The sequence below is a fragment of the Kiloniellales bacterium genome, from assembly GCA_030064845.1.
Taxonomy (GTDB): Bacteria; Pseudomonadota; Alphaproteobacteria; order Kiloniellales; family JAKSDN01; genus JASJEC01.
Window position 1 is genome coordinate 1 of sequence record JASJEC010000041.1, and the last position, 21,529, is coordinate 21,529.

Below are 21,529 nucleotides of genomic sequence, written 5' to 3' on the forward strand. Positions count from 1 at the left end.
CGGCCCGGGTACATGGTGGCGCGCGGCCCGCGCACGTAGGGCGGGAAGCCGGGCAGGGTGCCCAGGTGCTCCAGGCCCTCCAGGTCCTCGGCGGTATAGAGCGGCTTGACGGCGATGCCTTCCGGCGTCTGCCAGGTCAGCGCGTCTGGCGCCTTGCCTTTCAATTCCTTGGTGGCGAGGGCGCGCCAGTCGTCCAGGGTCTTCGGCTCGAATTCCGGCTTGTCGGTCATGACAGCGCTTCCTTTGCTGCAGAGCAGCAAGGATACGCCCCCGGGGCCGTCAAGTCCACGCGAGGGACCGGGAGGGGCGTGGGCGGGGCCGCGGCAGTCGGCCGACCGGTCCGGCAGGGGAGGGCTAGTCGGCCCGCTCGGGCCTGGACGCGGCGCGGGCGGCCAGGGTCTCGTTCAGCTCCTGGGCCTGCTCGACGGCCCAGACATAGCCGGGCAGCAGCCGGTCGATGAACTCGTAGCCGGGCCGCTGCGAGAGGTGCTGCAGTCTCATCACCGCCCTCTCCAGATCGCTGACCGCGGTTCTGACCCGGGCCACTGTCTCGCTCTTGGTATGCTGCCTGTCCGGCTCCTGGCCGGGCACCGCGGACTCCGGGTCGATTTCCTTCGGCATTTCTATCACTCTGGCTCCCAAGCTTGGTACTTTCCCGCCCCGGACACCTGCAATCTTTAGATGTGCGAGAAACAAGAACGACACTCAACTGGTAATACAGAAGGTCCGGGCAAAGCCACCTAGTAATAATACCTATGATCGCGTCGCAGACGGAGGAGACGAAGGGATGGTAGCGGATTCCGAAGGAGCGCCCCTCTCCCGAGGGTTGAGCGGCCGGCACGTCGTCGTGGTCGGCGGCGGCAGCGGGATCGGGCGGGCGGTCGCGGCGGCGGCGGTCCGGCTCGGCGGCCGTGTCACGATCGCGAGCCGCGATGCCGGGAAGCTCGCGGCGGCGGCCGAAGAGATCGGCGGCGCCGTCACGGTCGCGCCGGTCGACATGACCGACGAGGCCGGGGTGAAGCGCTGGGCGGCGGGCCTCGCCCCGGCCGACCATCTGGTGGTCACGGCCTCGAGCGCGGCCCACGGCCCCTTCGCCGAGCTCGGGACCGACCGGCTGCGCGCCATGTTCGACGCCAAGTTCTTCGGCCCCTACGTGGTGGCGCGCGAGGTCCTGCCCAAGCTGGCGCCGGGCGGGTCGATCACGCTCTTCTCCGGCGTGCTCAGCCGCCGGCCCGGGGCGAACTGCTCGGCGCTGGGTGCGGTCAACGGCGCGGTGGAGAGCCTGGCGCGCGGGCTCGCGCTCGAGCTGGGGCCGGACATCCGAGTCAACTGCTGCTCGCCCGGCATGGTGCGCTCCGATGCCTACGGGGCCATGGCCGAGGAGGCGCGCGCGGCGATGTACCGCGCGACCGGGCAGTCCCTGCCGATCGGCCGCGTCGGCGCGACCGACGAGATCGCCGACGCGGTGCTCTTCCTAATGACCAACGGCTACACGACGGGTGTCGTGCTGGATATCGATGGCGGCCACATGATCAGGCAATACGCGACCCGCTAGCAGGGTGCTGAAGAACCCCTGAGCCCTTGATTACGGTCATCCTTCGACAAGCTCAGGATGAGGGTAAGTGCCTGAAACATATCTCCCTCACCCTGAGCCTGTCGAAGGGTGATGGTGCCGGTGAGGCACTTTTTCGGCAGCCCGCTAGAGCGGATCATGTCTTAATGGAAACGCTACGCGGCTCCGGCAAAGACATGTGATTCCGCTCGCTATCGACGAGAGCACGCGGCCCGCCGGGATCCTCCCCGCGCTTTCCTTTGCGGCCTGCAAGCGGGAGGATGCCGACCCGGCCCGTCGCGGAGGACGCCCTGCCATGACCGTGGAAACCGAGATCGACGAACTCGTCCGCCGGCTGGTTCGGCTCGAGGACGAGATCGAGCGGAAGTTCGAGGCTGAGCGCGCCCGGTTCCAGTACCGCCTCGAGGAACGGCGCGCCGTCTTCGAGGAGAGCGTGGTCCGCCAGCACAAGCTGATCAAGACCGGGCTTGTAAGCTTTCTCAGACACTCGCCCTTCGCCACCTTGATCGTTGCGCCGGTCGCCTACGGCTTGATCCTGCCCTTTGCCGTCCTGGATCTCGGCGTCACCCTGTTCCAGCTCATCTGCTTCTCGGCCTGGGGCATGGAACGGGTCAGACGCGCCGACTACATCATCGTCGACCGTCATCGCCTGGCCTATCTGAACGGGATCCAGAAGCTGAACTGCCTCTACTGCGGCTATGCCAACGGGGTGATCGCCTACACCCGGGAAACCGCCAGCCGCACCGAGCAGTACTGGTGCCCGATCCGCCACGCGCTGCGCGTGCGCTCGCCCCATGCGCGCTACCGCCGCTTCGTCGACTACGGCGACGCGGAAGGCTTCCGCACCCAGCTCGAGCGGCTGCGCGCGGAGGTCAGGAAAGCCCCGGGCGCCAAGCCGGAATGACCGCGCGGGTTCGGTTCTGGTGTCCCGGTGCCGAAGTTCCCGTGGCCAGCCTCGGTTGCCCCCTCACCCCGGCCCTCTCCCCCAATTTGGGGGAGAGGGAGGGAACCGCGGCGCAGCCGTGGGAGGGTGAGGGGGCCTGATCGCCATGATCGCAGTCTAGCCGTTCGCCATCAGGCCGGGTTCCGAGCCGTCCGGCTCGAGGTCGTGGCCGAAGGCCAGGATGTGGCCGTCGGGGTCGCGGACGTCGAAGTCGCGCAGGCCGTAGGGCTGGTCTTAGTACCCACTTTCAGGATTGAGTGCATCGTCTGATTGCCGAGGCTTTCGTCCGGCTAGGAAGGGGGGCGAAAGCGATGCCCGAGCATCGGTGAGCGCCGCTGACAACGTCCGGTCGGAAGCCTCGGCTACCCTTCGGGCGAGCTATCGAGGCTTTCGGATTGCGTCGCGCGGCCCTTGTGATGGTCCACATCACGGCGGACCACGCTCCTAACCGAAAGCCTTGATAGCTCGTCATACGATACACCCAATCCTGAAAGTGGGTACTAGGCCCGCGCAGGATCGCGACGCCCCGCCGCCGGAACTCCTCGGCGAGCGCGTCGGCGTCCTCGATGTAGAGGTAGGCCGCCCAGTACTGGTTGTCCGGGACCGGCGCGCCGCCGCGTGAGCAATCGAGAGCGATGGTCACCCGGCCGCGCTGGACGATGGCGAAGGCGGGCGGGTCGCCCCAGCTCCCGTGGGACCGGAAACCGAGCGCGTCGCGGTAAAAGGCCTCGCTGCGCGCGACGTCGGCGACCTGCAGGACGGGCATGCCGCGGAGCATCGCGGGTTCCCTCTCAGCCTTTCTTCCGGCGCAGCGTAAGCAGGACGACCTCGCCGCGCGAGTTGAAGCGGACCGGCAGCGTCGAGACGCCGACACCTGTGGTCGTGTAGCCCTGCATGGCGCCGTGGCGCCAGAGGCCGACGGCGTAGCGGCGATGGCGCCGCATCTGGGTCACGATCGGCCGGCCGCCCGGCAGGCAGATCTGGCCGCCGTGGGTATGACCCGCCAGATAGAGATGGTAGCCCGCGTCGGCCGCCTCGTCGGCGAACTCGGCGGAGTGGATCAGGGCGATCTTGAAGCCCGCGGGCGCGTCCCGAAGCGCCGCGCGGGCCGCCTCGGTGCGGTAGAGGTGGACGTCGTCCGTGCCGGTGATGTGGATCTTCTCGCCGCCCCGCTCGAGCGTGCGCGTCTCGTTGAGCAGCACCTCGATGCCCAGGGCCTCGAAGGGCGCCACCATGTCGGCGCAGTCGTGGTTTCCCAGCACCGCGTAGACACCGAGGCGGGTCCGCAGGCGGGCGCGCAGGCCCTCGAGCGCCGGCAGAACCTGTTCGAAGGGACCGAAGACATGCTTCTTGAAATCGCCGGTCAGCACGCAGAGGTCCACCTCCTCGCCGGCGGCCAGCGCGCCGGCGGTCTCCACCGTGCCCGGAAGGAAGTCGGCGTGCAGGTCGCTCAACTGCAGGATCCGGAAACCGTCGAACCGCGGCGGCAGCGATTCAAAGGCCAGCTCCAGACTCGTCAGGCCTATCTCGTGGGCGTTGCGCAGACCGCGGCGGTGCAGGCCGGCCATCCGCAGGCCCAGACCGAAGAGCGCCGCCAATTGATCGAAGCCCAGGAGCTCGCCCCGGAAGCGGCGGCCCCGCTGCTTCCCGCGCCGCGCGTCGGCCTCCATGCGCAGGCGCGCCTCGCGCCAGCGTTCGCGGCGGGCTTCGTCGGGCGGGCGGTCCCGGGCCGCCGTCGGCGGGCCGGGTGTCAAGGGACGGTGTTCCATGCCGGCCGGAGCTGTCGAATCTGCGCCTAGAGTAGCGATTTCTCGGCCCGTGAGTGGCACAAAGCGACTCGCGCGCTCGCAAAAAGTCGTGCGGTCCTCACGATCTCGCCTCAAAGACGTAGAGCCGGGCGTGCTCGTCGCTGACGATGTAGACCCTGCCGGTCTCGGAGTCGTAGGCGAGGCCTTCGGCCTTCTCGATACGACCCTGGTTGCCATTCTCAGTGTAGCTGAGAGGAACGGAGTGAACGACACGGTTGCGGCCGAGGTCGTAGAAATAGAGGCGCTGCGCCTTGTCGCTGACGATCCAGAGCAGCGAGCGCAAGGGGTCGTGGCAAAGCCCCGAAAAGTCCACTTTGAGATCGGGCCTGTCGGGATCGACGAAGCCGTTGCGGCGGTCGAGGAGAACGTGGCTCAAGATTGTCTTGAGGTCCTTGCTCAGCTCGACCAGCAGACCAGGCTCGCCCTCCTTGAGGACGAAGTAGGTCCCGGTATGGCTGTTCCAGGTGATGCCTTCCAAGCCTTTGTTCTCGCCGCCCATGGCAAATAGATGCTTGATCACCCGGTAGCCGGCCATGTACTTCAGCAGGTAGGTCTTGGCGCTGCCCCGCTTGCCGATCTTGAGCTTGAAGATCTCGTTGCTCTCCTCGCGCACGGCGAGGAGAAACTTTCCCTTCCGGTCGACCGTGATCCCTTCCAGGCCCTTTTCGGCCAGCTTGAAGGATTGATCCGGCTGCACCTTGCCCTCGAGGTCCAGCCGGAAGACCCGCCTGGTGTCGTCGCTGACGGTCCAGAGCCCCTGGCCGTCATCGGTCAGGGCCAGACCCGAGGGCTCGATGAGACCCGCGTCCCTGTCTTCGATATCGAAGCGTTTCTGGTAGGTGAGGCTGATCATTTTTCGCACCTGTTTTTCGCCTGCCGGTTTCCGCCCATGGCTTTGCCCCTTCTTCCATAGAAAGCCCGGGGCAAGGACCGGTCAAACACCGGTGCCCTGATCGAGATATCGAAGAGGCCACGATAGGGACTCGCGGAGGGGCACCGGGCCCGGTCCGGTCAATGGCATTAACCTGCTATCTGTCCGCTCTTCTTGCTGTGGGCTTTCGCACGTTGAAGGCGATTTCTGGGATAGGCGCTGCTTGCAGCGCGCCCCAGGGCCGGCTGCTCATCACCAATGGTTCCGGAAAGGAGCCTCGCGGCGCCGCAGCCCGGCGCTCACCAGCGCAGGCGCGGCAGGGTCGCGGTGGGATGGATGCTGCGCTCGCTGAACAGCGCGCCGAGACGCGCCTCGTCGACCGGCTGGCCGTCGACCACGGCCAGATCCTCGGCGTGTATCCCGCCGGCGATGAAGATCCCGTCGATACCGGCCGCCTGGGCGCCGGCGATGTCGGTGCGCAGGGTGTCGCCGATGCCGACCAGGCGCTCGCCGCCTTCCAGGCCCATCAGCTGGAAGCAGAGCCGGTAGACCGGCAGATGGGGCTTGCCGAGGTAGCGCAGGTTGCCGCCCATCTCCTCGTAGCGGGCCGCGATCGCCCCGGCGCAGATCTCGCGCGCGCTGCCGCGCATGACCTCCAGGTCGGGGTTGGCGCAGACCACGGGAAGTTCGCGGGCGAGCGCCTCGCCCAGCATGTCCTCGAAGTCCGCGACCGTCTGTTCGATCTCGGGCGGACCGGTCAGCAGCATGAAGTCGGCGGCCGCGAAGTCCTCGGTGAAGTCCAGCTCCAGCCCGTCGCGCAGGCCCCAGTCGCGCTCCGGGCCGAGCTGAAAGCAGCACCGGCCGAGGGCCTGGAACCAGGGATCGCTCCGCTCCTTGAGCGCCAGCCACGTGGCCTCGCCCGAGGAGAGGACGTGGTCGAAGTGCTCGGCCTCGATGCCGAGCTCGCGGTTGCGCGCGATGATGGCCTCGGCGCGCCGTGGCGCGTTGGACAGGATGACGACCTTCTTGCCCGCGGCCCTGAGCCGCGCGAGGCAGTCGAGCGCCTCTGGATAGGCGTGCAGGCCGTCGTGGATGACCCCCCAAAGATCGATGATGAAGCCGTCGTAGTGATCGACGACTTCCGACATTCCGGGGCGCAGGACGATGGCGTTCATGGCGGGCGCGGCGAGGTCTCTGACTGCGGGAGGGGCTGTTCTGCCACAGGGCCGCCGGCATGGAAAGCGCCGGACGGATTCGCCTCACGCAGCGAGCTTGGCCGGGCGCGGTTCGCCGAAGAGGAAGCCCTGGCCGTAGTCGATCTCGTGGTCGAGCAGCTCCAGCAGCTGCGCCTCGGTCTCGATCTTGTCGACGATCAGCGCCAGCCCGGCCCGCGCCAGCGCGGTCTTGAAGCGCCCCGGGGCGTCGAAGCTCTCGGCGGCCGCGTCCATGACGACGCGCGCCTCGGCCTTGAGGAATCGCACCCCCTGTCGCCCGAGACCGCTGACGTCGACGTCCAGGTCGGGCACCTGATCGACCGAGAGCCGGCAACCGATCGCGTGGAGCTGCTGGACCAGCCGGCGGTCCTCCTCGCTCTGGTTGACGAAGACGTCGTAAGCGAACTCGAAGATCATGCCGTGGGCCAGGTCCGGGTTCTGCTCGAGGAAGGCGAGGAGGTCGGCGACGAACGCGTGGTCGCGCAGCGTGTGGGGCGCGACGTTGCAGAAGAAGCCGAGGTCCTCGCCCTTTTTCTGCACCCTGCGCACCAGCTGGATGCAGCGCAGCAGGATCATGTTGTCGATCGCCGTGATCTGTCCCTTACGCGCCGCCACGGGCAGGAACTGCTCGGGAAGCAGCACTCGGCCTTCGGCCGTGCGCAGGCGCGAGAAGGCTTCGTAGAAATGGTGCTTGCGCGCCGGCAGGCTGACCACCGGCTGGAGCACGAGCCCGACCCGGTCGTCACGCAGGGCGGCGCGCACCGCGTCGAGCACCGCGTCCTCGTCGAGCGCCTCGGGCAGGGGCGCCAGGATCAGGGGATCGGCCGACGCGCCGGCGGCCTGCTTGCCGCCCCGCTTGCCGCCCCACTTGGCGCCGGTACGCGGCGGGGGCTCCGCGGCAAGCTTGTCGGGAGCGCTGCCCGGCCGCGTGACCTGGGCGACCAGGGACTTCAGCGCCTTCACCTCGGCCATGACCTCCTCGACGGCGCGCCCGCTCTGGTCCCAGCGGGCGACCGCGTCGAGGGCGTCGGCCATGACTTCCTGGGGCGCGGCGCGGCCGCGGCGCGGCCGTTGGGCCAGGCCCTCGCGCCCGATCGCCTCGAGGGCCTCGGTCAACACCGCCAGCTCGCGCCGGGTCCACAGCAGGTCGTCCCGCAGGTCCTCGATCGTCTGGCGCGCCTCCAGCAGGTGGGCGCCCAGCCTTTCCTCGCCGACCAGCCGGGCCCGGGTCTCGTGCAGCAACCCGCCGAGCAGCAGCACGCCAACACCGATGCCGATCGCCAGTTCCCGGTCGATCACGCTCAGCCATTGCGGCAGCCAGATGCCCAAGGCGAGCGCGGGCAGGGCGTAGAAGAGGACGACGATACCGTGACGAAGCGTATTCATGGACCGGAGGCGCGGGGGAGGCCGAAGCTAAGTCGTATGAACTAGTGCCGATGTACTGTGCGCCCCGCAGTCTTGAAAGATGGTTAACAGTCCCTTAGCGCCTGCCTTAGCGGAGGTCGGCGCCGACGGCCTCGGCGACGGAGCCGAAGCCGTCGCGCCGCAGGAGGCCGGCCAACTCGCGCTTGATCGATTCGACCAGGCCGGGACCCCCGTAGACCAGGCCGGTGTAGAGCTGCACCAGGGACGCCCCCGAGCGGATCTTGGCGTAGGCCTCGGCGCCGCTCGCCACCCCGCCGGTGCCGATCATCGGAATCTTCCCCTCCGTCAGCTGGGAGAGCCGTGCGAGCACCGCGGTGGAAAGCTCGAACAGCGGACGGCCCGAGAGGCCGCCCGCCTCCGCCCGGTGCGGCGAGCGCAACGCCTCGGGCCGGGACAGGGTGGTGTTGGACACGATCAGCCCCGAGACCGATTGCGCGAGAGCCAGCTCGGCGATCTCCTCCTGCTGCGCCTCGTCGAGGTCGGGCGCCACCTTGATGACGATCGGGGGCGCGGTGTCGAGCGCGGCGCGCACCGCCGCCAGGACATCGCTCAGCTCGTCGCGCTGCTGCAGGGCGCGCAGTCCCGGCGTATTGGGCGAGGAGACGTTGACGACCAGGTAGTCGGCGTAGCGCGCGAGCGCGGCGGCGCCTTCGGCATAGTCCGCCGCGGGATCCGCGCTTTCCCGGTTCTTGCCGAGGTTGACGCCGACGACGCCGCGCGCCGGCCCGAGGCCGCGGAAGCGCGCCAGCCGGCCGGCTGCGAAGGCGAGGCCCCGGCTGTTGAAGCCCAGGCGGTTGATCACGGCCGAATCCTCGGACAGGCGGAACACGCGCGGACGCGGGTTGCCCGGCTGGGGCCGCGGCGTGACGCTGCCGACCTCGACGAAGCCGAAGCCCAGATCCAGGAGCGGGGCCACGGCCTCCGCGTCCTTGTCGAACCCGGCCGCCAGGCCGATCGGGTTCGGGAAGTCGCAGTGCCAGACCCGGGTCGCCAGCACCGGATCCTCGGCGCGCCGGACCTTGGGCATCAGACCGGCGCGCAGCGCCATGAGGGCGATCCCGTGGGCGCGCTCCGGCTCCACCCTGCGCAGCACGGGAGCCAAGAAACGGTAGGCGGACAACATGCGGCCATGATGCTAGCCGCGCGACCCGGCAGGCAAGCGCGGCGCGAATCGGCGATTCGGCCGCACCGGAAATCCGGGACATTCGGGCCAAGATCTGGCGGCCATGATTATCAGTGATTGAATGACCAGTTCTGCATCTAGCCCATACTGGTATTTATTCGACAAAAAGAGAGAAAAAGGAGTGGAAATAACCAGCTAGGCTCGTCATGCGTGTGTCTGGGTGATACTTTACGAACGCCGCAGGAAACGCCGCCGCCAAGGGGTCCTGTGCGCATCAGGCACGCAGCGTGTCGAGGGGAAGCCTGTTCCATGTTGAGGCATGCCGACATCTGGCGGGCCGTTGACAGCCTTGCAGCGAAGTATGGTCTGTCGGCGTCCGGCCTCGCCCGCAAGGCCGGACTCGATCCGACGACCTTCAACAAGAGCAAGAGGATCACCAAGCAGGGCAAGCGCCGCTGGCCCAGCACGGAGTCGCTCGCCAAGATACTCGACGCGACCGGTGCGTCCCTGGCCGAGTTCCTCGCGCTGGTCGGCGACGGCGACGAGACCGCCCTGACCCAGCGGATCCCGCTGCTCGACCTCGGCGCGGCGGCCCGGTCCGGGCACTTCGACCGGGCCGGACAACCGGCGGGCAGCGGCTGGAACCGGTTCGACTTCCCGCGGGTCCGCGACCCCAAGGCCTTCGCGCTGGAGATAACCGGATCGGACCTGGAGCCCGTCTACCGCAAGGGCGACACCATCGTGGTCTCGCCGGCCGTGGGCGCCGGCCGCGGCGACCGCTTGCTGGTCGGTACCAGGACGGGCGCGGTCCTGGTGAGGGAACTGCTGCAGGAGAGTGCGGAGGAGATCGTGCTGGTCTCGCTCGGTCGCGACCGGGCCGAAGAGGCCTACCGGCCCGGCGACATAGACTGGATGGCCAGGATCGTCTGGGCCAGCCAGTAGCGCTCGTTGGCGGGCGCAGGAAAGCGAAACCGCCGCATCGTCGAAGGCTTGTTCCGCCGCGCCGGGCGCGTCTATGCTAACCCCTTCTCCACGAGCCCGGGTGAGAATGGGCGCCATGAGCTTGCAGAACGCGATTCACTACATTGAAGGGCGCTGGGTGGAAGGCAACCCGCCGCTGCTCGGGCCCCTGACCCACGCCACCTGGATGGCCTCGGTCGTGTTCGACGGCGCGCGCGCCTTCGATGGCGTCGCCCCGGACCTCGACCTGCACTGCGAAAGGGTGGTCGATTCGGCGAAGACCTTCGGACTCTTGTCGCCGGTCTCCGCGGGCGAGGTCCTGGAGATCGCCCAGGAGGGCCGCCAGCGCTTCGACAAGAACGCCGCGCTCTACATCCGGCCGATGCTCTGGGCCGAGACCGGCTTCGTCAATCCCGATCCCGACAGCACCCGCTTCTGCTGCACGCTGTTCGAGGCGGCCATGCCGGAACCGAGCGGCTTCTCGGTCTGCCTCTCCAGCTTCCGCCGGCCGCTGCCCAGCATGGCGCCGACCCTGGCCAAGGCCGCCTGCCTCTATCCCAACTCGGCGCGCGCCCTGGTCGAGGCCAAGGAGAAGGGCTTCGACAACGCCGTGGTGCTGGACGCGATCGGCAACGTGGCCGAGCTGGCGACCGCCAACATCTGGATGGCCAAGGACGGCGCGGCCCACACACCGATCCCCAACGGCACCTTCCTCAACGGCATCACGCGCCAGCGGGTGATCCAGCTGCTGCGCGACGCGGGGATCACGGTCCACGAGCGGGCGATCACCTTCGAGGAGTTCCTCGACGCCGACGAGCTCTTCTCGACCGGCAACCTGGCCAAGGTCGTCCCGATTACGAAGATCGAGGGCCGCGCGCTGCAGCCCGGGCCGATCTTCCAGAAAGCCCGCGAGCTCTACTGGGACTACGCCCACGGGTGAGCGGGGTTCGCAGAAACCGAAAAAAAAAGCCACCGACCCTCACCTTGACCCTCTCCCTTTGAGGGAGAGGGGGATCCGCAGCGGAGCTGTGGAGGGTGAGCGTCTTTTTTTTGGTCCTACAAGCCTAAGCCCGGCTCAGATCTTCGCCGGCGAGCGCCCGGCGCACCAGGGCGTTGAAGTTCTCGCGGCCGTAGAGCGCGATGAAGGACCCCATGCGCGGGCCGCGCTCCTCGCCGAACAGCACTTCGTAGAGCGCCCTGAACCAGGCCTTGAGGTCCGGGAAGGGGTGGCGCTTGCCGACCTCGTAGACCCGGTTCTGCAGGTCCTCGGCTGGCGCCTCGGGCGGCAGCGCGGCGAGCTCGGACAAGAGGTCCTCCAGCGCGGCGCGCTCCATCTCGCTGGCCGGGCGGTAGCGCTTGGCCGGCTTGACGAAGTCCCGGTAGTAGTTGAGCGCGGTCCGGACAAGGCTCGCCAGGATCGGCGATTCGCTCCGCTCGGCCTCGGGCGCGTACTGCGCGATGAAGCCCCAGAGCACGTCTTCGTCCTCGGCGTTGCAGGCGCTCGCGAGGTTGAGCAGCATGGCGTAGCTGATCGGCGCTTCCTCGCGCGGCGGCGCGCCGTTATGGATGTGCCAGACCGGGTTCTCCAGGCGCTTGGCCTCGTCTTCCTTCTCGTAGCGCTCGAGGAAGCTGAGGTAGTCGTCGACCGTGCGCGGAATGACGTCGAAGTAGAGCCGCTTGGCCGCCTTCGGCTTCTGGTACATGAACAGCGCGAGAGTCTCCGGCGGTGCGTAGGTCAGCCACTCCTCGGCGGTCAGGCCGTTGCCCTTCGACTTCGAGATCTTCTGTCCCTGCTCGTCGAGGAAGAGCTCGTAGTTGAAGCCTTCCGGCGGCCGCGCCCCCAGCACGCGCATGATCCGGCCGCCGATGGTGACCGAGTCGATCAGGTCCTTGCCCGACATCTCGTAGTCGACCCCGAGCGCGTACCAGCGCATTGCCCAGTCGACCTTCCATTGCAGCTTGCAGTGGCCGCCGGTGACCGGCAGCTCGGTCTTGCTGCCGTCCTCGTCCTCGAACACCAGGGTGCCCGCGTCCACGTCCCGCGCCAGGATCGGCACCTGGAGCACCCGTCCGGTCTTGGGGCTGATCGGCAGGAAGGGGCTGTAGGTCGCGCGCCGGTCGGGGCCCAGGGTGGGCAGGATGATCGCCATGATGTCGTCGTAGTGGCGCAGCACGTCCAGCAGGGCCTGATCGAAGCGGCCGGCCTTGTAGAGCTCGGTCGAAGACTGGAACTCGTAGTCGAAGCCGAAGGCGTCGAGGAAGGCGCGCAGGCGCGCGTTGTTGTGGTGGCCGAACGAGGGGTACTCGTTCGAGAAGGGGTCCGGTATCGCGGTCAGCGGCTTGCCGAGATGCTCGGCCACCATCTCCTTGTTCGGGATGTTGTCCGGCACCTTGCGCAGGCCGTCCATGTCGTCCGAAAAGCAGAACAGGCGGCTCGGCACGTCCGACAGGAGGGCGAAGGCCTGGCGGACCATGGTGGTGCGCACGACCTCGCCGAAGGTGCCGATGTGGGGCAGGCCGGAGGGGCCGTAGCCGGTCTCGAAAAGGGCGTAGCCCTTGTCGGGCGCCGCGCCGCCGTGGCGCTGAACGACCTTGCGGGCCTCCTGGAATGGCCAGGCCTTCGCCTCCTGGGCCAGTTGTTCGGCGCTCGAGATATCCATGGGCTTCGTCATGCCAGAGTGAAAGACCGCGAGACCCTAATCCAGTTCCCGGGAAAATCAAATCGCGCGAGGGCTTTCGCCCGGACAAAGCCGGGAGGTGTCAGCGTTCGGGGCCGCCCAGGAAATTGCGCAGGAATCCACGTTCCTCGGCCATGCCGAGCAGGCGCCTCCGCTGTTCCGGGGTGAGCTCCTGGAGGAAGTCGTGCAGGCCGCGCGCGATCGCCAGGAGGTGGGGCCGGCGCAGTTCGCCGCGCTGCTCCAATAGGCCGGCCAACGCCGCCTCGTCCAGGTCGGGCTGGGCCAGGGCGTCGAGGAAGTCGTCCCGGATCGGCTCCATGCCGCTCTGCATGGCCCGACGTTCGCTCGCCACCTGCCGCTGCAGAGCGCGCAGCGCGGCGAGCTGGCTGTCGTCGAGCGCCAGGATCTCGGCGACGGCCTGCGCGCGCCGCTCGGCCATGGCCGCCGGGTCCGTCGTCAGGGAGCGGTAGTACAGGACCCCGAGAATGAAGCAGATGTTGAGCGCGAAGGAAGCCGCGAGAAGCGCCCAGACGAGGCGGCCGCCCGACCTGAGCTGAGCCATGGCGTTAGAGGAGCGGTCCACCGGCCATATCGAATTCGATTACCGCCTCCGCCACGGGCGGCAGGTCCGAGGCGAAGGCCTCGGTCGCGGCCGTGCGCGCCAGCTCCACGCCGAGCAGGCAGGAAAGCAGCACCAGGGCGGCGGCGCTGGGCCAATAAGCGTCGCGCCAGAACGCCGCTTGCGCCGCGCCGCCCGAAGCCTCCGGCGCTTCGGTCAAGCTGGAGACCTTCGCCACGAAGGATTGGGGCACCGCGAAGGTCGGGCCGTCCAGGGCGTCCCGGCAGGCCGCGACGAGCTCGACCGCCTCGGGCGTGTCGGCCATCCAGCGTTCCACCGCCGCGCGTTCCTCGTCGTCCAGTCGGCCTTCGAGGTAGGCGGCGATCGTCAGCTCGTCGGGCGTCTTTTCCATCGCGCTCCTTCAGCAGCACCGGGAAGGGAACCGGCCGTCACGGCAACCGCCCGGGAACGGGCTCCGATGACCGCGCTGCTGGAAATGGCTGTCAAGGCACTGCGGGTAAAAGGATATACGCAAGCGCTACCCTTGGCATCCCCAAAATGGGGCGGAAATAGGGCGGCCCGTATCCCTGGTGCCGCTCCGTCCCGGGCGCCGCTCTAGGGACACTCTTCCTTGAAGTGGGCCCGCAGCTTCTCCATCGCCTTATGGTGGGTGCTGCGCACGGTCTGCGGCTCGATGCCGAGCAGCCGGGCGATCTCGATGACCTCCATCTCGCGCCGGTAGAGCAGCTCGATGATCAGGGCCTGGCGAGCGGAAAGCAGGTCCGCCGGGATCTCGACGGTCTCGGCGATCCGGGGCTCGACCGACAGCGCGGCCTCGGGGACCTTGTCGATCGGGGTGGTCGCGAGGCTGCGCCGCCTCAGGTGGTCGATCGAGGTGGTCGTCGCGATGACCGTGAGCCAGGTGGTCAGCTTAGCGCGATTGCGGTCGTAGTTGCGCAGCAGCTTGAAGTCTTCGCGGCAGATCTTCAGGAAGACATCCTGAGCCACGTCCTCGACCTCGTCGAGCCGGCCGGCGGTCACCAACCGGCGGTGAACCGCGGCGTAGACCACCCGCGCGTAGAGCGCTACGAAGCGGTTCCATGCGCCGCGCTCGCCGTCGACCAGGCGCTGGATCAGGGCCTCGCCCTCGTCCAGGGGCCGGGCCGGCGCCTCGGCCTTCCGCCGGGTCGCAGGGCGCGCGCCGGATGACGGCAAGCGTTCATCGCGCCAGAGCGCCGGATCTTCGAAATCCAGTACGGCTACCTGTTGCACCTTGCGTCTCCTTAGCGGTTGCATCCGTGTTCGCCGGCGGCCTTTCCCGGCCGCCGGGTGCTTCTAGGGGTCGATCGGCGAGGGGCCGGCGATGTCCATGGCGCGGTTCGACTTGCGCAGCTCCGAGACCGCGCGGTCGAAGAAGATGTCGAGCCGTTCCTGCATCGACGGCGAGAGGGAGATGAACCTGGAGCGCTTGTCCTCCGGGTTCTCCTCCTCGACAAGCAGGCCCGCCGCGACCGCCGTCTCGAGGTACTTGCCGGCCGTGTGCGCGCTCTTCACGCCGGTCATGAACTTCAGCGCCTCGGTCTTGGTGACCGGGCGCGGCGAGCGCCAGACCTTGGTCAGCAGATCCCAGTACTGGGCCGAGTAGAACACCTCGTTGCCATCGAAGACCTTCAACCAGAGTCCGCCGATGCGATCGATCATGTTCAGGTACTCGTGGTGCTGGGCAGAGTTGTACTTGAGATCCACGATTCGCCGAGGTCCTGGATTGTGAGCGTCGGGTCGAGGGAAACCTACGCATTTGAATGCACTTTTGCAAGCAATTTTTGCCACAATATTTTCGGCAAAATTCCATGCATTTTTCATCCTATCAGCTTTGGCCTCGGCGAGCGGGCCGTGTTGAAGGGCTTATGGAAACCCCGGAGGGATTTTACCTGAAGAATTTCACTGAAAAATCGCACGTAAAATTTGATCGAACCCTCCGATCCAAGACCACCCTGTACAAGACGGGCGGCCTGACGCCAAATCGGGCGGTGAAGGGATGAGGAGAAACGCCGGCGTGCCTTCGCCGACCGTAACGCAGATATCGGCGCCCGCCCTGGTCGCCGGGCGGCACCAGGCGGCCTGGTACCACGCCGGAAGCGGGACGAGGCTCGTAACCCCGGCCGAGGCCCGGTCGCGGGTCCGCGAGACGCCGCCGGTCGTCTGCGACCTGGTGACCACGGCGCAGCGGCTCGACGCGGAGCCTTTCCCCGCACTGGACCTGCTGGAGCTCTTCGCCTTCGTCCGCCCGGCCCGCTTCGTCACGCCGACGCCGCGCGGCCTGGCCGCGGCGCTCGGCCTCGAGCCGCCCGCGCGCCTCGAGGAGATGCCGGGCGCGTTGGTCGAGGCCGCCCGGGCGCTGTTGGCGGAGTGCGCCGCCCGCGGCGAGGGCGACCGGGCGGCGGCCGCCACGGCCTGGGCCATGGCCCGCGCCGGCTGGCCCTGGGGGCCGGCGCTGCTGTCGGTCCTGGGTGCGCCGGCGGGCCGGGTGGAGGGCGCCGCCGCCCTGCGGGTCTGGGAAGGGCTGCCCGACTGGAGCGACGAGGGCCCCGAACCGCCGCCTGGAAGCCAGCCGATCGAGGCGGGCGAAGCGCGGCGGCGCCTGGCCGAGGTCGTCGGCGAGGACGCGGAGGCCCGCCCCGAACAGGCCGACTACGCCTCGGCGGCCTCTCTCGCCTTCGCGCCGCGCGACGAGAAGGACCGCCCCAACCTGGTGCTGGCCCAGGCCGGCACCGGCGTCGGCAAGACCCTGGGCTACCTGGCCCCCGCCGACGTCTGGGCCGAGCGCAACCGGGGCCCGGTCTGGATCTCGACCTTCACCCGCAACCTGCAGCATCAGATCGACCGGGAGCTGGACCGCTTCTATCCCGAGCCCTCGGCCAAGGCGGCGCGGGTCGTGGTGCGAAAGGGCCGGGAGAACTATCTCTGCCTGCTCAACCTCGACGAGGCGGTGCGCGCCCTGCCGGCCCGTCCCCAGGGGACGACGGCGCTCGGCCTCATGGCCCGCTGGGCCGCCCGGAGCCGGGACGGCGACATGGTCGGCGGCGACTTTCCGGGCTGGCTGCCGCACCTGCTGGGCCGGGCACCGACCCTGGGCCTGGCCGACCGGCGCGGCGAGTGCGTCTACTCGGCCTGCCCGCACTACGGCAAGTGCTTCATCGAGCGCGGCGTCCGCCGCGCCCGGCGGGCCCGTTTCGTGATCGCCAACCACGCGCTGGTCATGATCCACGCCGCCCTCGGCGGCGATGACGGCGCCCGGCCCGGCCACGTGGTGTTCGATGAGGGCCACCACCTGTTCGACGCGGCGGACTCGGCCTTCTCGGCTCACCTCAGCGGGCGCGAGGCCCAGGACCTCAGGCGCTGGCTGATCGGCGCCGAATCGGGTAGCCGCGGGGGAAGCGGCGGCGGCAGCCGCCTGCGCGGCCTGCGGCGCCGGATCGAAGACCTCCTGGTGGCCGACAGCGAGGGCAACGAGGCCCTGGACGAGCTGCTGCGCGCGGCCGAGCGCCTGCCGGGCGAGGGCTGGCTGCAGCGCCTGGCCGAGGGCGCGCCGCGCGGCACGGCCGAGGCCTTCCTGATGCAGGTGCGCGCCCAGGTCTACGCCCGGACCGACGACCCCGAGGGGCCCTACGGCCTCGAGGCCGAGGTCCGCCCGGCGCTGCCCGGGCTGCTCGAGGCGGCCGAAGGCCTGGCCCGGGCGCTGGCCGCCCTGGTCGCGCCCATGCAGCTGCTCGAGCAGCGCCTGGCGGCCCGCCTGGAAGAGGACGCGGAACACCTCGACAGCGACCTGCGCCGCCGCCTGGAGGCGACGGCGCGCGGCCTGGAACGGCGGCGTCTCGGCCAGGCCGCGGCCTGGAAGGCCATGCTCGACGATCTCGCCGACGAGCGGCCGCCCGAGGTGGTCGACTGGCTGGCGGTCGAGCGCATCGAGGGCAGGGTGGTGGACCTGGGCTTCTACCGGCACTGGGTCGATCCGACCCGGCCCTTCGCCGAGGCGGTCCTGAAGCCGGCGCAGGGGGCGCTCGTGACCTCGGCGACCCTGACCGACCGGACGGGCGATCCGGAACAGGACTGGCCCGCCGCCGAGCGCCGCAGCGGCGCGGTCCATCTCGACGGCAAGACGGTGCGTGCCGACGTGCCCTCGCCCTTCGACTATGCCGGGCGGACCCGGGTCTTCGTGATCGAGGACCTGGGCCGGGACGACGCCGAGCGGGTCGCCTCGGCCTACCGGGCCCTGTTCCTCGCCGCCGGCGGCGGCGCGCTCGGCCTGTTCACGGCGATCTCGCGCCTGCGCCGGGTGCACGCCCGGATCGCCCGGCCCCTGGAAGACGCGGGCCTGGCGCTCTACGCCCAGCACGTCGACCGGCTCGACGTCTCGAGCCTGGTCGAGATCTTTCGAACCGAGGAGGACTCCTGCCTGCTCGGCACCGACGCGGTGCGCGACGGCGTCGACGTGCCCGGCCGCTCGCTGCGGCTCATCGTGTTCGATCGGGTGCCCTGGCCGCGCCCGACGATCCTGCACCGGGCGCGGCGCGAGGCCTTCGGCGGACGGCGCTACGACGACACGCTGACCCGCCTCAAGCTGACCCAGGCCTACGGCCGCCTGCTGCGCCGGCAAGACGACCGCGGCGTCTTCGTCCTGCTCGACCGCAAGCTGCCGTCGCGGCTCCAGAGCGCCTTTCCGCCCGACGTCGCGGTCCAACGCCTGGGCCTGGCCGAGGCCGTGGCCGAGACGGCGCGCTTTCTCGCACCCGGCGCGGATCAGGCGGATCCAACCTCCCGAGAGGCCGGACAGAAGTCGCCGACTCGGCGGCCTTGACGGCCCGGCGGGCCGTCGCTAAGTCTGCGCCGCCGCCCAGCGCGGCGCTGTTTTCGGCTAGCAAGGGGCGTCAGCACCGCAATGATCGATCACCATACGGCCCTGATCTACACCATGGTCCTGGTCTCGGCCTCGGACCGCGACATGACCGATATCGAGCTCAAGACCATGGGCGACCTGGTCAAGCAGCTGCCGATCTTCCGGGACTACGACGAGAGCAAGCTGCCCGCCTCGGCCCAGGAGTGCGCCAAGCTGCTGGGCGACGAGAACGGCCTGGACAAGGCCATCGGCATGATCCGCGACGGTCTGCCCGACAAGCTGCGGGACACCGCCTACGCCCTGGCCTGCGACGTCGCCGCCGCCGACGGCCGCGCGACCCAGGAGGAGCTGCGCCTGCTGGAGATGCTGCGCTACGGCCTCGAGGTGACCCGCCTCAAGGCGGCCGCCATCGAACACGGCGCCCGTGCCCGCCACATGACCCTTTAGGTTTGGTGCCTCGGCTCCGCCGAAGGCGTTGAAGCATCAGATCGGGTCTGAATCTCCGCCGGATGCGGGAATGCAAACATTCCCGCGTTCTGCATTTACCATTCTAGACTACTGTCGGCCGTGATGAACGCGCCCCGCGGATTTCACGGAAAGGTTCGCCATGCATGACACCGGCCATCACGCCGAGCTCGAGACGGCGAAGGTGCAGATGCGCCAGCTCTTGCGGGACGACAGCGGCGAGGTCCGGCGGGAAGTCCTCAAGCAGGGCGAGGAGGAGCTGCTCGGGCGCCTGATCCTGGTCGTCGCAGCCCTCGCCGCCACCGCCTATATCTGGCTTCAGGGCAGCGCCTGAGAGGACTCGGGCAAGAAAAAGGGCCGCGACTTTCGCCGCAGCCCTGATTTCTTGGGAAACTGGGTCGGTTCGGCTTAGAAGCCCATGCCGCCCATGCCGCCCATGCCACCCATGTCGCCGCCACCGGCGGGCATGGGCTCTTTCTTCTCCGGCCGCTCGGCGACCATGGCCTCGGTGGTGATCAGCAGGCCGGCGACCGAAGCCGCGTCCTGCAGCGCGGTGCGCACCACCTTGGTCGGGTCGATGATGCCCGCCTTGACCATGTCGGTGTACTTGCCCTGCTGAGCGTCGAAGCCGTGGTTGATGTCGTCGTTCTCCAGCAGCTTGCCGGCCACGACCGCGCCGTCCACGCCGGCGTTCTCGGCGATCTGCCGGACCGGGGCCTGAAGCGCCCGGCGCACGATGTCGATGCCGACCTTCTGGTCCTCGTTGCCGGCCTTCACCTTGTCGAGGCCGCGCGTGGCGTAGAGCAGGGCCGAGCCGCCACCGGCGACGATGCCCTCCTCGACCGCGGCGCGGGTCGCGTTCATCGCGTCCTCGACACGGTCCTTGCGCTCCTTCACCTCGATCTCGGTCGCACCGCCGACCCGGATCACCGCGACGCCGCCGGCCAGCTTGGCCAGCCGCTCCTGCAGCTTCTCACGGTCGTAGTCGGAGGTGGTCTCCTCGACCTGCTGGCGGATCTGGGAGCAGCGCCCCTCGATCTCCTTCTTCTTGCCGGCGCCGTCGACGACCGTGGTCTCCTCCTTGGTGATCACGATCTTCTTGGCGGTGCCCAGCATCGAGGTGTCGACCGTCTCGAGCTTGATGCCCAGGTCCTCGGAGACGACCTGGCCGCCGGTCAGGATCGCCATGTCCTCGAGCATCGCCTTGCGGCGGTCGCCGAAGCCCGGCGCCTTGACGGCCGCGACCTTGAGGCCGCCGCGCAGCTTGTTGACCACCAGGGTGGCCAGCGCCTCGCCCTCGACGTCCTCGGCGATGATCAGCAGCGGACGGCCCGACTGCACCACGGACTCGAGCAGCGGCAGCATGGGCTGCAGGCCCGAGAGCTTCTTCTCGTGCAGGAGGATGTAGGGATTCTCCAGCTCGCAGATCATCTTGTCGGCGTTGGTGATGAAGTAGGGCGAGAGGTAGCCCCGGTCGAACTGCATGCCCTCGACCACGTCGAGCTCGGTGGCCAGAGACTTGGCCTCCTCGACGGTGATCACGCCCTCGTTGCCGACCTTCTGCATGGCCTCGGAGATCATGTCGCCGATCTCGGAGTCGCCATTGGCCGAGATCGTGCCGACCTGGGAGATCTCGTCGGAGGTGGAGACCTTCTTCGAGCGCTTGCCGAGCTCGGTGACCACCGCGTCGACAGCGAGGTCGACACCGCGGCGCAGGTCCATCGGGTTCATGCCGGCGGCAACGGCCCGGGAGCCCTCGCGCACGATCGCCTGGGCCAGAACCGTCGCCGTGGTGGTGCCGTCACCGGCCACGTCGTTGGTCTTGGAGGCGACCTCGCGCACCATCTGGGCGCCCATGTTCTCGAACTTGTCGGTAAGCTCGATCTCCTTGGCGACGGTCACGCCGTCCTTGGTGGTGCGCGGCGCGCCGAACGACTTGTCGAGCACCACGTTGCGGCCCTTGGGACCGAGCGTGACCTTGACCGAGTCGGCCAGGATGTCGACGCCCCGGAGCATCCGGGTGCGGGCATCGGCGCCGAACTTGACTTCCTTAGCAGCCATCTATGCTTCTCCTAATCTGATGCGAAAAGGCCCGCCTCAGGCGGCCTTCTTGCCCTTCTTGCCGGCGGATCCCTCGATCACGCCCATGATGTCGGACTCCTTGAGGATCAACAGCTCCTCGCCGTCGATCTTGACCTCGGTGCCGGACCACTTGCCGAAGAGCACCCGGTCGCCTTCCTTGACGTCCATCGGAACGAGCTTGCCGTCCTCGCCCCGCGCGCCAGAGCCGGTGGCGACGACCTCGCCTTCCATCGGCTTTTCCTTCGCCGTGTCGGGAATGATGATTCCCCCGGCGGTCTTCTCTTCCAGCTCGACGCGGCGAAGCAGCACGCGATCGTGCAACGGTCGGAATTTCATTTTGCGACTCTCCCTAGACCTGCTGTCTGAAATATGTCTGCGAAATCGAAAGGTTAGAGTCCCTGCTAGCACTCACCCCCTTCGAGTGCCAGTGATCTATTCATTCACCCCAGCCGTGTCAAGGGTTTCCGGCAAGCCGGCCGAGGCCTGGCAGCAGTCGTTGTTAACGGCTGCTAAACCTATGAAATTAAATGATTTTTTATTGCACGCCCGTAGACTGAGCGTCAGACTAATCGGTGAAGGGGAGGTCGTACAGGCTAAGACAGGATGGGTCAATGAACGCAATCGAGCTCCAGTTGAACGACTACCGCCTGACCACGGCCGAGATCATCTACCACCTGCCGGACCACCCGGGCCTGCTGCAGAGCTACATCTGGCAGGATTACGACCTGGCTCCGAAGTACCCGGTGCTCCACCGCTTCCTCACCTTCTGGGAAGACAACCTGGACGGCGCGCTCCATTCGGTCTCGGTCGGCTCCGTGCCGATCATCACCGCGCCCAAGGCCCGCGCCGTCGCCGCCTGCCTGACGCTGCATTAGACGGCCAGCCCCGAGACCGCGAAGCGCGAAACGGCGCCGGACCGTCCTGCCGGGGC

General features: G+C 68.5%; 23 protein-coding genes. 8 read left to right on the forward strand and 15 right to left on the reverse strand.

The genetic code is table 11. The annotated features are described in order from the left end of the window. Both QNJ67_14625 and QNJ67_14630 read right to left on the reverse strand, forming a co-directional pair. Positions 1-230: methylmalonyl-CoA mutase family protein (locus QNJ67_14625; GenBank protein ID MDJ0610209.1), on the reverse strand; the 230-nt coding region annotated here is incomplete at its 3' end. Positions 231-354: 124 nt separating this feature from the next. Further along, a complete protein-coding gene (locus tag QNJ67_14630) occupies positions 355-621 on the reverse strand; it encodes a hypothetical protein (GenBank protein MDJ0610210.1) in 267 nt (88 codons plus the stop codon). 166 nt (positions 622-787) lie between these two features. On the opposite strand from QNJ67_14630, the gene QNJ67_14635 reads away from it, so the two are divergent. Further along, positions 788-1,555, forward strand: a complete 768-nt coding sequence (locus tag QNJ67_14635; protein ID MDJ0610211.1) for an SDR family oxidoreductase — start codon at positions 788-790, stop codon at positions 1,553-1,555. Positions 1,556-1,868: 313 nt separating this feature from the next. Then, the gene (locus QNJ67_14640) at positions 1,869-2,477 is read left to right on the forward strand and encodes a hypothetical protein (protein MDJ0610212.1); all 609 of its coding nucleotides are present in this window, start codon (positions 1,869-1,871) and stop codon (positions 2,475-2,477) included. Positions 2,478-2,763: 286 nt separating this feature from the next. Here QNJ67_14640 and QNJ67_14645 read toward each other — a convergent pair whose 3' ends face one another. The 6 genes from QNJ67_14645 to QNJ67_14670 all read right to left on the reverse strand — a co-directional run bounded on the left by QNJ67_14645 (position 2,764) and on the right by QNJ67_14670 (position 8,957). Continuing rightward, entirely contained in the window at positions 2,764-3,282 is a 519-nt protein-coding gene (locus QNJ67_14645) for a VOC family protein (GenBank protein MDJ0610213.1), read from the reverse strand. Between the two features lie 25 nt (positions 3,283-3,307). After that, positions 3,308-4,270, reverse strand: coding sequence for a metallophosphoesterase (locus QNJ67_14650; GenBank protein ID MDJ0610214.1), 963 nt, complete (start codon positions 4,268-4,270; stop codon positions 3,308-3,310). A 112-nt stretch (positions 4,271-4,382) separates the two neighbouring features. Then, positions 4,383-5,177 (reverse strand): SdiA-regulated domain-containing protein, encoded by a 795-nt coding sequence (locus QNJ67_14655; GenBank protein ID MDJ0610215.1) that lies wholly within the window; start codon positions 5,175-5,177, stop codon positions 4,383-4,385. Positions 5,178-5,494: 317 nt separating this feature from the next. Continuing rightward, a complete protein-coding gene (locus tag QNJ67_14660; protein MDJ0610216.1) occupies positions 5,495-6,370 on the reverse strand; it encodes a TIGR01459 family HAD-type hydrolase in 876 nt (291 codons plus the stop codon). A gap of 84 nt (positions 6,371-6,454) precedes the next feature. Beyond that, on the reverse strand, positions 6,455-7,795 hold the full coding sequence (locus tag QNJ67_14665) for an EAL domain-containing protein (GenBank protein MDJ0610217.1): 1,341 nt from the start codon (positions 7,793-7,795) through the stop codon (positions 6,455-6,457). A 106-nt stretch (positions 7,796-7,901) separates the two neighbouring features. Continuing rightward, on the reverse strand, positions 7,902-8,957 hold the full coding sequence (locus QNJ67_14670) for a quinone-dependent dihydroorotate dehydrogenase (GenBank protein ID MDJ0610218.1): 1,056 nt from the start codon (positions 8,955-8,957) through the stop codon (positions 7,902-7,904). A 309-nt stretch (positions 8,958-9,266) separates the two neighbouring features. On the opposite strand from QNJ67_14670, the gene QNJ67_14675 reads away from it, so the two are divergent. Together QNJ67_14675 and QNJ67_14680 are read left to right on the forward strand one after the other, a co-directional pair. Continuing rightward, the gene (locus tag QNJ67_14675; protein MDJ0610219.1) at positions 9,267-9,899 is read left to right on the forward strand and encodes a helix-turn-helix transcriptional regulator; all 633 of its coding nucleotides are present in this window, start codon (positions 9,267-9,269) and stop codon (positions 9,897-9,899) included. A gap of 106 nt (positions 9,900-10,005) precedes the next feature. Then, a complete protein-coding gene (locus tag QNJ67_14680; protein MDJ0610220.1) occupies positions 10,006-10,857 on the forward strand; it encodes a branched-chain amino acid aminotransferase in 852 nt (283 codons plus the stop codon). A gap of 124 nt (positions 10,858-10,981) precedes the next feature. On the opposite strand, the gene QNJ67_14685 is transcribed toward QNJ67_14680, so the two are convergent. The 5 genes from QNJ67_14685 to QNJ67_14705 all read right to left on the reverse strand — a co-directional run bounded on the left by QNJ67_14685 (position 10,982) and on the right by QNJ67_14705 (position 14,900). Next, complete coding sequence (locus tag QNJ67_14685) at positions 10,982-12,577, reverse strand: lysine--tRNA ligase (GenBank protein ID MDJ0610221.1); 1,596 nt, start codon at positions 12,575-12,577, stop codon at positions 10,982-10,984. 100 nt (positions 12,578-12,677) lie between these two features. Next, positions 12,678-13,157 carry a Spy/CpxP family protein refolding chaperone gene (locus QNJ67_14690; protein MDJ0610222.1) on the reverse strand — a complete coding sequence of 160 codons (480 nt, stop codon included), beginning with the start codon at positions 13,155-13,157 and terminating at the stop codon, positions 12,678-12,680. A gap of 4 nt (positions 13,158-13,161) precedes the next feature. Next, positions 13,162-13,566 carry a hypothetical protein gene (locus QNJ67_14695; protein ID MDJ0610223.1) on the reverse strand — a complete coding sequence of 135 codons (405 nt, stop codon included), beginning with the start codon at positions 13,564-13,566 and terminating at the stop codon, positions 13,162-13,164. A 203-nt stretch (positions 13,567-13,769) separates the two neighbouring features. After that, positions 13,770-14,426: a sigma-70 family RNA polymerase sigma factor gene (locus tag QNJ67_14700; GenBank protein ID MDJ0610224.1), complete on the reverse strand. Its 657-nt coding sequence runs from the start codon at positions 14,424-14,426 to the stop codon at positions 13,770-13,772. Positions 14,427-14,489: 63 nt separating this feature from the next. Next, positions 14,490-14,900: a winged helix DNA-binding protein gene (locus tag QNJ67_14705; GenBank protein ID MDJ0610225.1), complete on the reverse strand. Its 411-nt coding sequence runs from the start codon at positions 14,898-14,900 to the stop codon at positions 14,490-14,492. 310 nt (positions 14,901-15,210) lie between these two features. On the opposite strand from QNJ67_14705, the gene QNJ67_14710 reads away from it, so the two are divergent. The 3 genes from QNJ67_14710 (at position 15,211) to QNJ67_14720 (ending at position 18,850) form a co-directional block, all read left to right on the forward strand. Next, entirely contained in the window at positions 15,211-18,012 is a 2,802-nt protein-coding gene (locus tag QNJ67_14710; protein ID MDJ0610226.1) for an ATP-dependent DNA helicase, read from the forward strand. 81 nt (positions 18,013-18,093) lie between these two features. Further along, positions 18,094-18,498, forward strand: coding sequence for a tellurite resistance TerB family protein (locus QNJ67_14715; GenBank protein MDJ0610227.1), 405 nt, complete (start codon positions 18,094-18,096; stop codon positions 18,496-18,498). A 160-nt stretch (positions 18,499-18,658) separates the two neighbouring features. Next, positions 18,659-18,850, forward strand: coding sequence for a hypothetical protein (locus tag QNJ67_14720; GenBank protein MDJ0610228.1), 192 nt, complete (start codon positions 18,659-18,661; stop codon positions 18,848-18,850). 74 nt (positions 18,851-18,924) lie between these two features. Here QNJ67_14720 and groL read toward each other — a convergent pair whose 3' ends face one another. Together groL and groES are read right to left on the reverse strand one after the other, a co-directional pair. Next, complete coding sequence (gene groL / locus QNJ67_14725) at positions 18,925-20,577, reverse strand: chaperonin GroEL (GenBank protein MDJ0610229.1); 1,653 nt, start codon at positions 20,575-20,577, stop codon at positions 18,925-18,927. 36 nt (positions 20,578-20,613) lie between these two features. After that, a complete protein-coding gene (groES, locus tag QNJ67_14730) occupies positions 20,614-20,934 on the reverse strand; it encodes a co-chaperone GroES (protein MDJ0610230.1) in 321 nt (106 codons plus the stop codon). Between the two features lie 275 nt (positions 20,935-21,209). Between groES and QNJ67_14735 the strand changes: the two genes are divergently transcribed. After that, positions 21,210-21,473: a Usg family protein gene (locus tag QNJ67_14735; protein MDJ0610231.1), complete on the forward strand. Its 264-nt coding sequence runs from the start codon at positions 21,210-21,212 to the stop codon at positions 21,471-21,473. Positions 21,474-21,529 lie beyond the last annotated feature (56 nt).

Coding starts and splice junctions, on each gene's coding strand:
- QNJ67_14665 (MDJ0610217.1), bottom strand. CDS start 7,795: ATGAATACGCTTCGTCACGGTATCGTCGTCCTCTTCTACGCCCTGCCC.
- QNJ67_14660 (MDJ0610216.1), bottom strand. CDS start 6,370: ATGAACGCCATCGTCCTGCGCCCCGGAATGTCGGAAGTCGTCGATCAC.
- QNJ67_14655 (MDJ0610215.1), bottom strand. CDS start 5,177: ATGATCAGCCTCACCTACCAGAAACGCTTCGATATCGAAGACAGGGAC.
- QNJ67_14630 (MDJ0610210.1), bottom strand. CDS start 621: ATGCCGAAGGAAATCGACCCGGAGTCCGCGGTGCCCGGCCAGGAGCCG.
- QNJ67_14670 (MDJ0610218.1), bottom strand. CDS start 8,957: ATGTTGTCCGCCTACCGTTTCTTGGCTCCCGTGCTGCGCAGGGTGGAG.
- QNJ67_14680 (MDJ0610220.1), top strand. CDS start 10,006: ATGGGCGCCATGAGCTTGCAGAACGCGATTCACTACATTGAAGGGCGC.
- groES (MDJ0610230.1), bottom strand. CDS start 20,934: ATGAAATTCCGACCGTTGCACGATCGCGTGCTGCTTCGCCGCGTCGAG.
- QNJ67_14675 (MDJ0610219.1), top strand. CDS start 9,267: ATGTTGAGGCATGCCGACATCTGGCGGGCCGTTGACAGCCTTGCAGCG.
- QNJ67_14635 (MDJ0610211.1), top strand. CDS start 788: ATGGTAGCGGATTCCGAAGGAGCGCCCCTCTCCCGAGGGTTGAGCGGC.
- QNJ67_14690 (MDJ0610222.1), bottom strand. CDS start 13,157: ATGGCTCAGCTCAGGTCGGGCGGCCGCCTCGTCTGGGCGCTTCTCGCG.
- QNJ67_14685 (MDJ0610221.1), bottom strand. CDS start 12,577: ATGGATATCTCGAGCGCCGAACAACTGGCCCAGGAGGCGAAGGCCTGG.
- QNJ67_14735 (MDJ0610231.1), top strand. CDS start 21,210: ATGAACGCAATCGAGCTCCAGTTGAACGACTACCGCCTGACCACGGCC.
- QNJ67_14640 (MDJ0610212.1), top strand. CDS start 1,869: ATGACCGTGGAAACCGAGATCGACGAACTCGTCCGCCGGCTGGTTCGG.
- QNJ67_14695 (MDJ0610223.1), bottom strand. CDS start 13,566: ATGGAAAAGACGCCCGACGAGCTGACGATCGCCGCCTACCTCGAAGGC.
- QNJ67_14645 (MDJ0610213.1), bottom strand. CDS start 3,282: ATGCCCGTCCTGCAGGTCGCCGACGTCGCGCGCAGCGAGGCCTTTTAC.
- QNJ67_14715 (MDJ0610227.1), top strand. CDS start 18,094: ATGATCGATCACCATACGGCCCTGATCTACACCATGGTCCTGGTCTCG.
- groL (MDJ0610229.1), bottom strand. CDS start 20,577: ATGGCTGCTAAGGAAGTCAAGTTCGGCGCCGATGCCCGCACCCGGATG.
- QNJ67_14720 (MDJ0610228.1), top strand. CDS start 18,659: ATGCATGACACCGGCCATCACGCCGAGCTCGAGACGGCGAAGGTGCAG.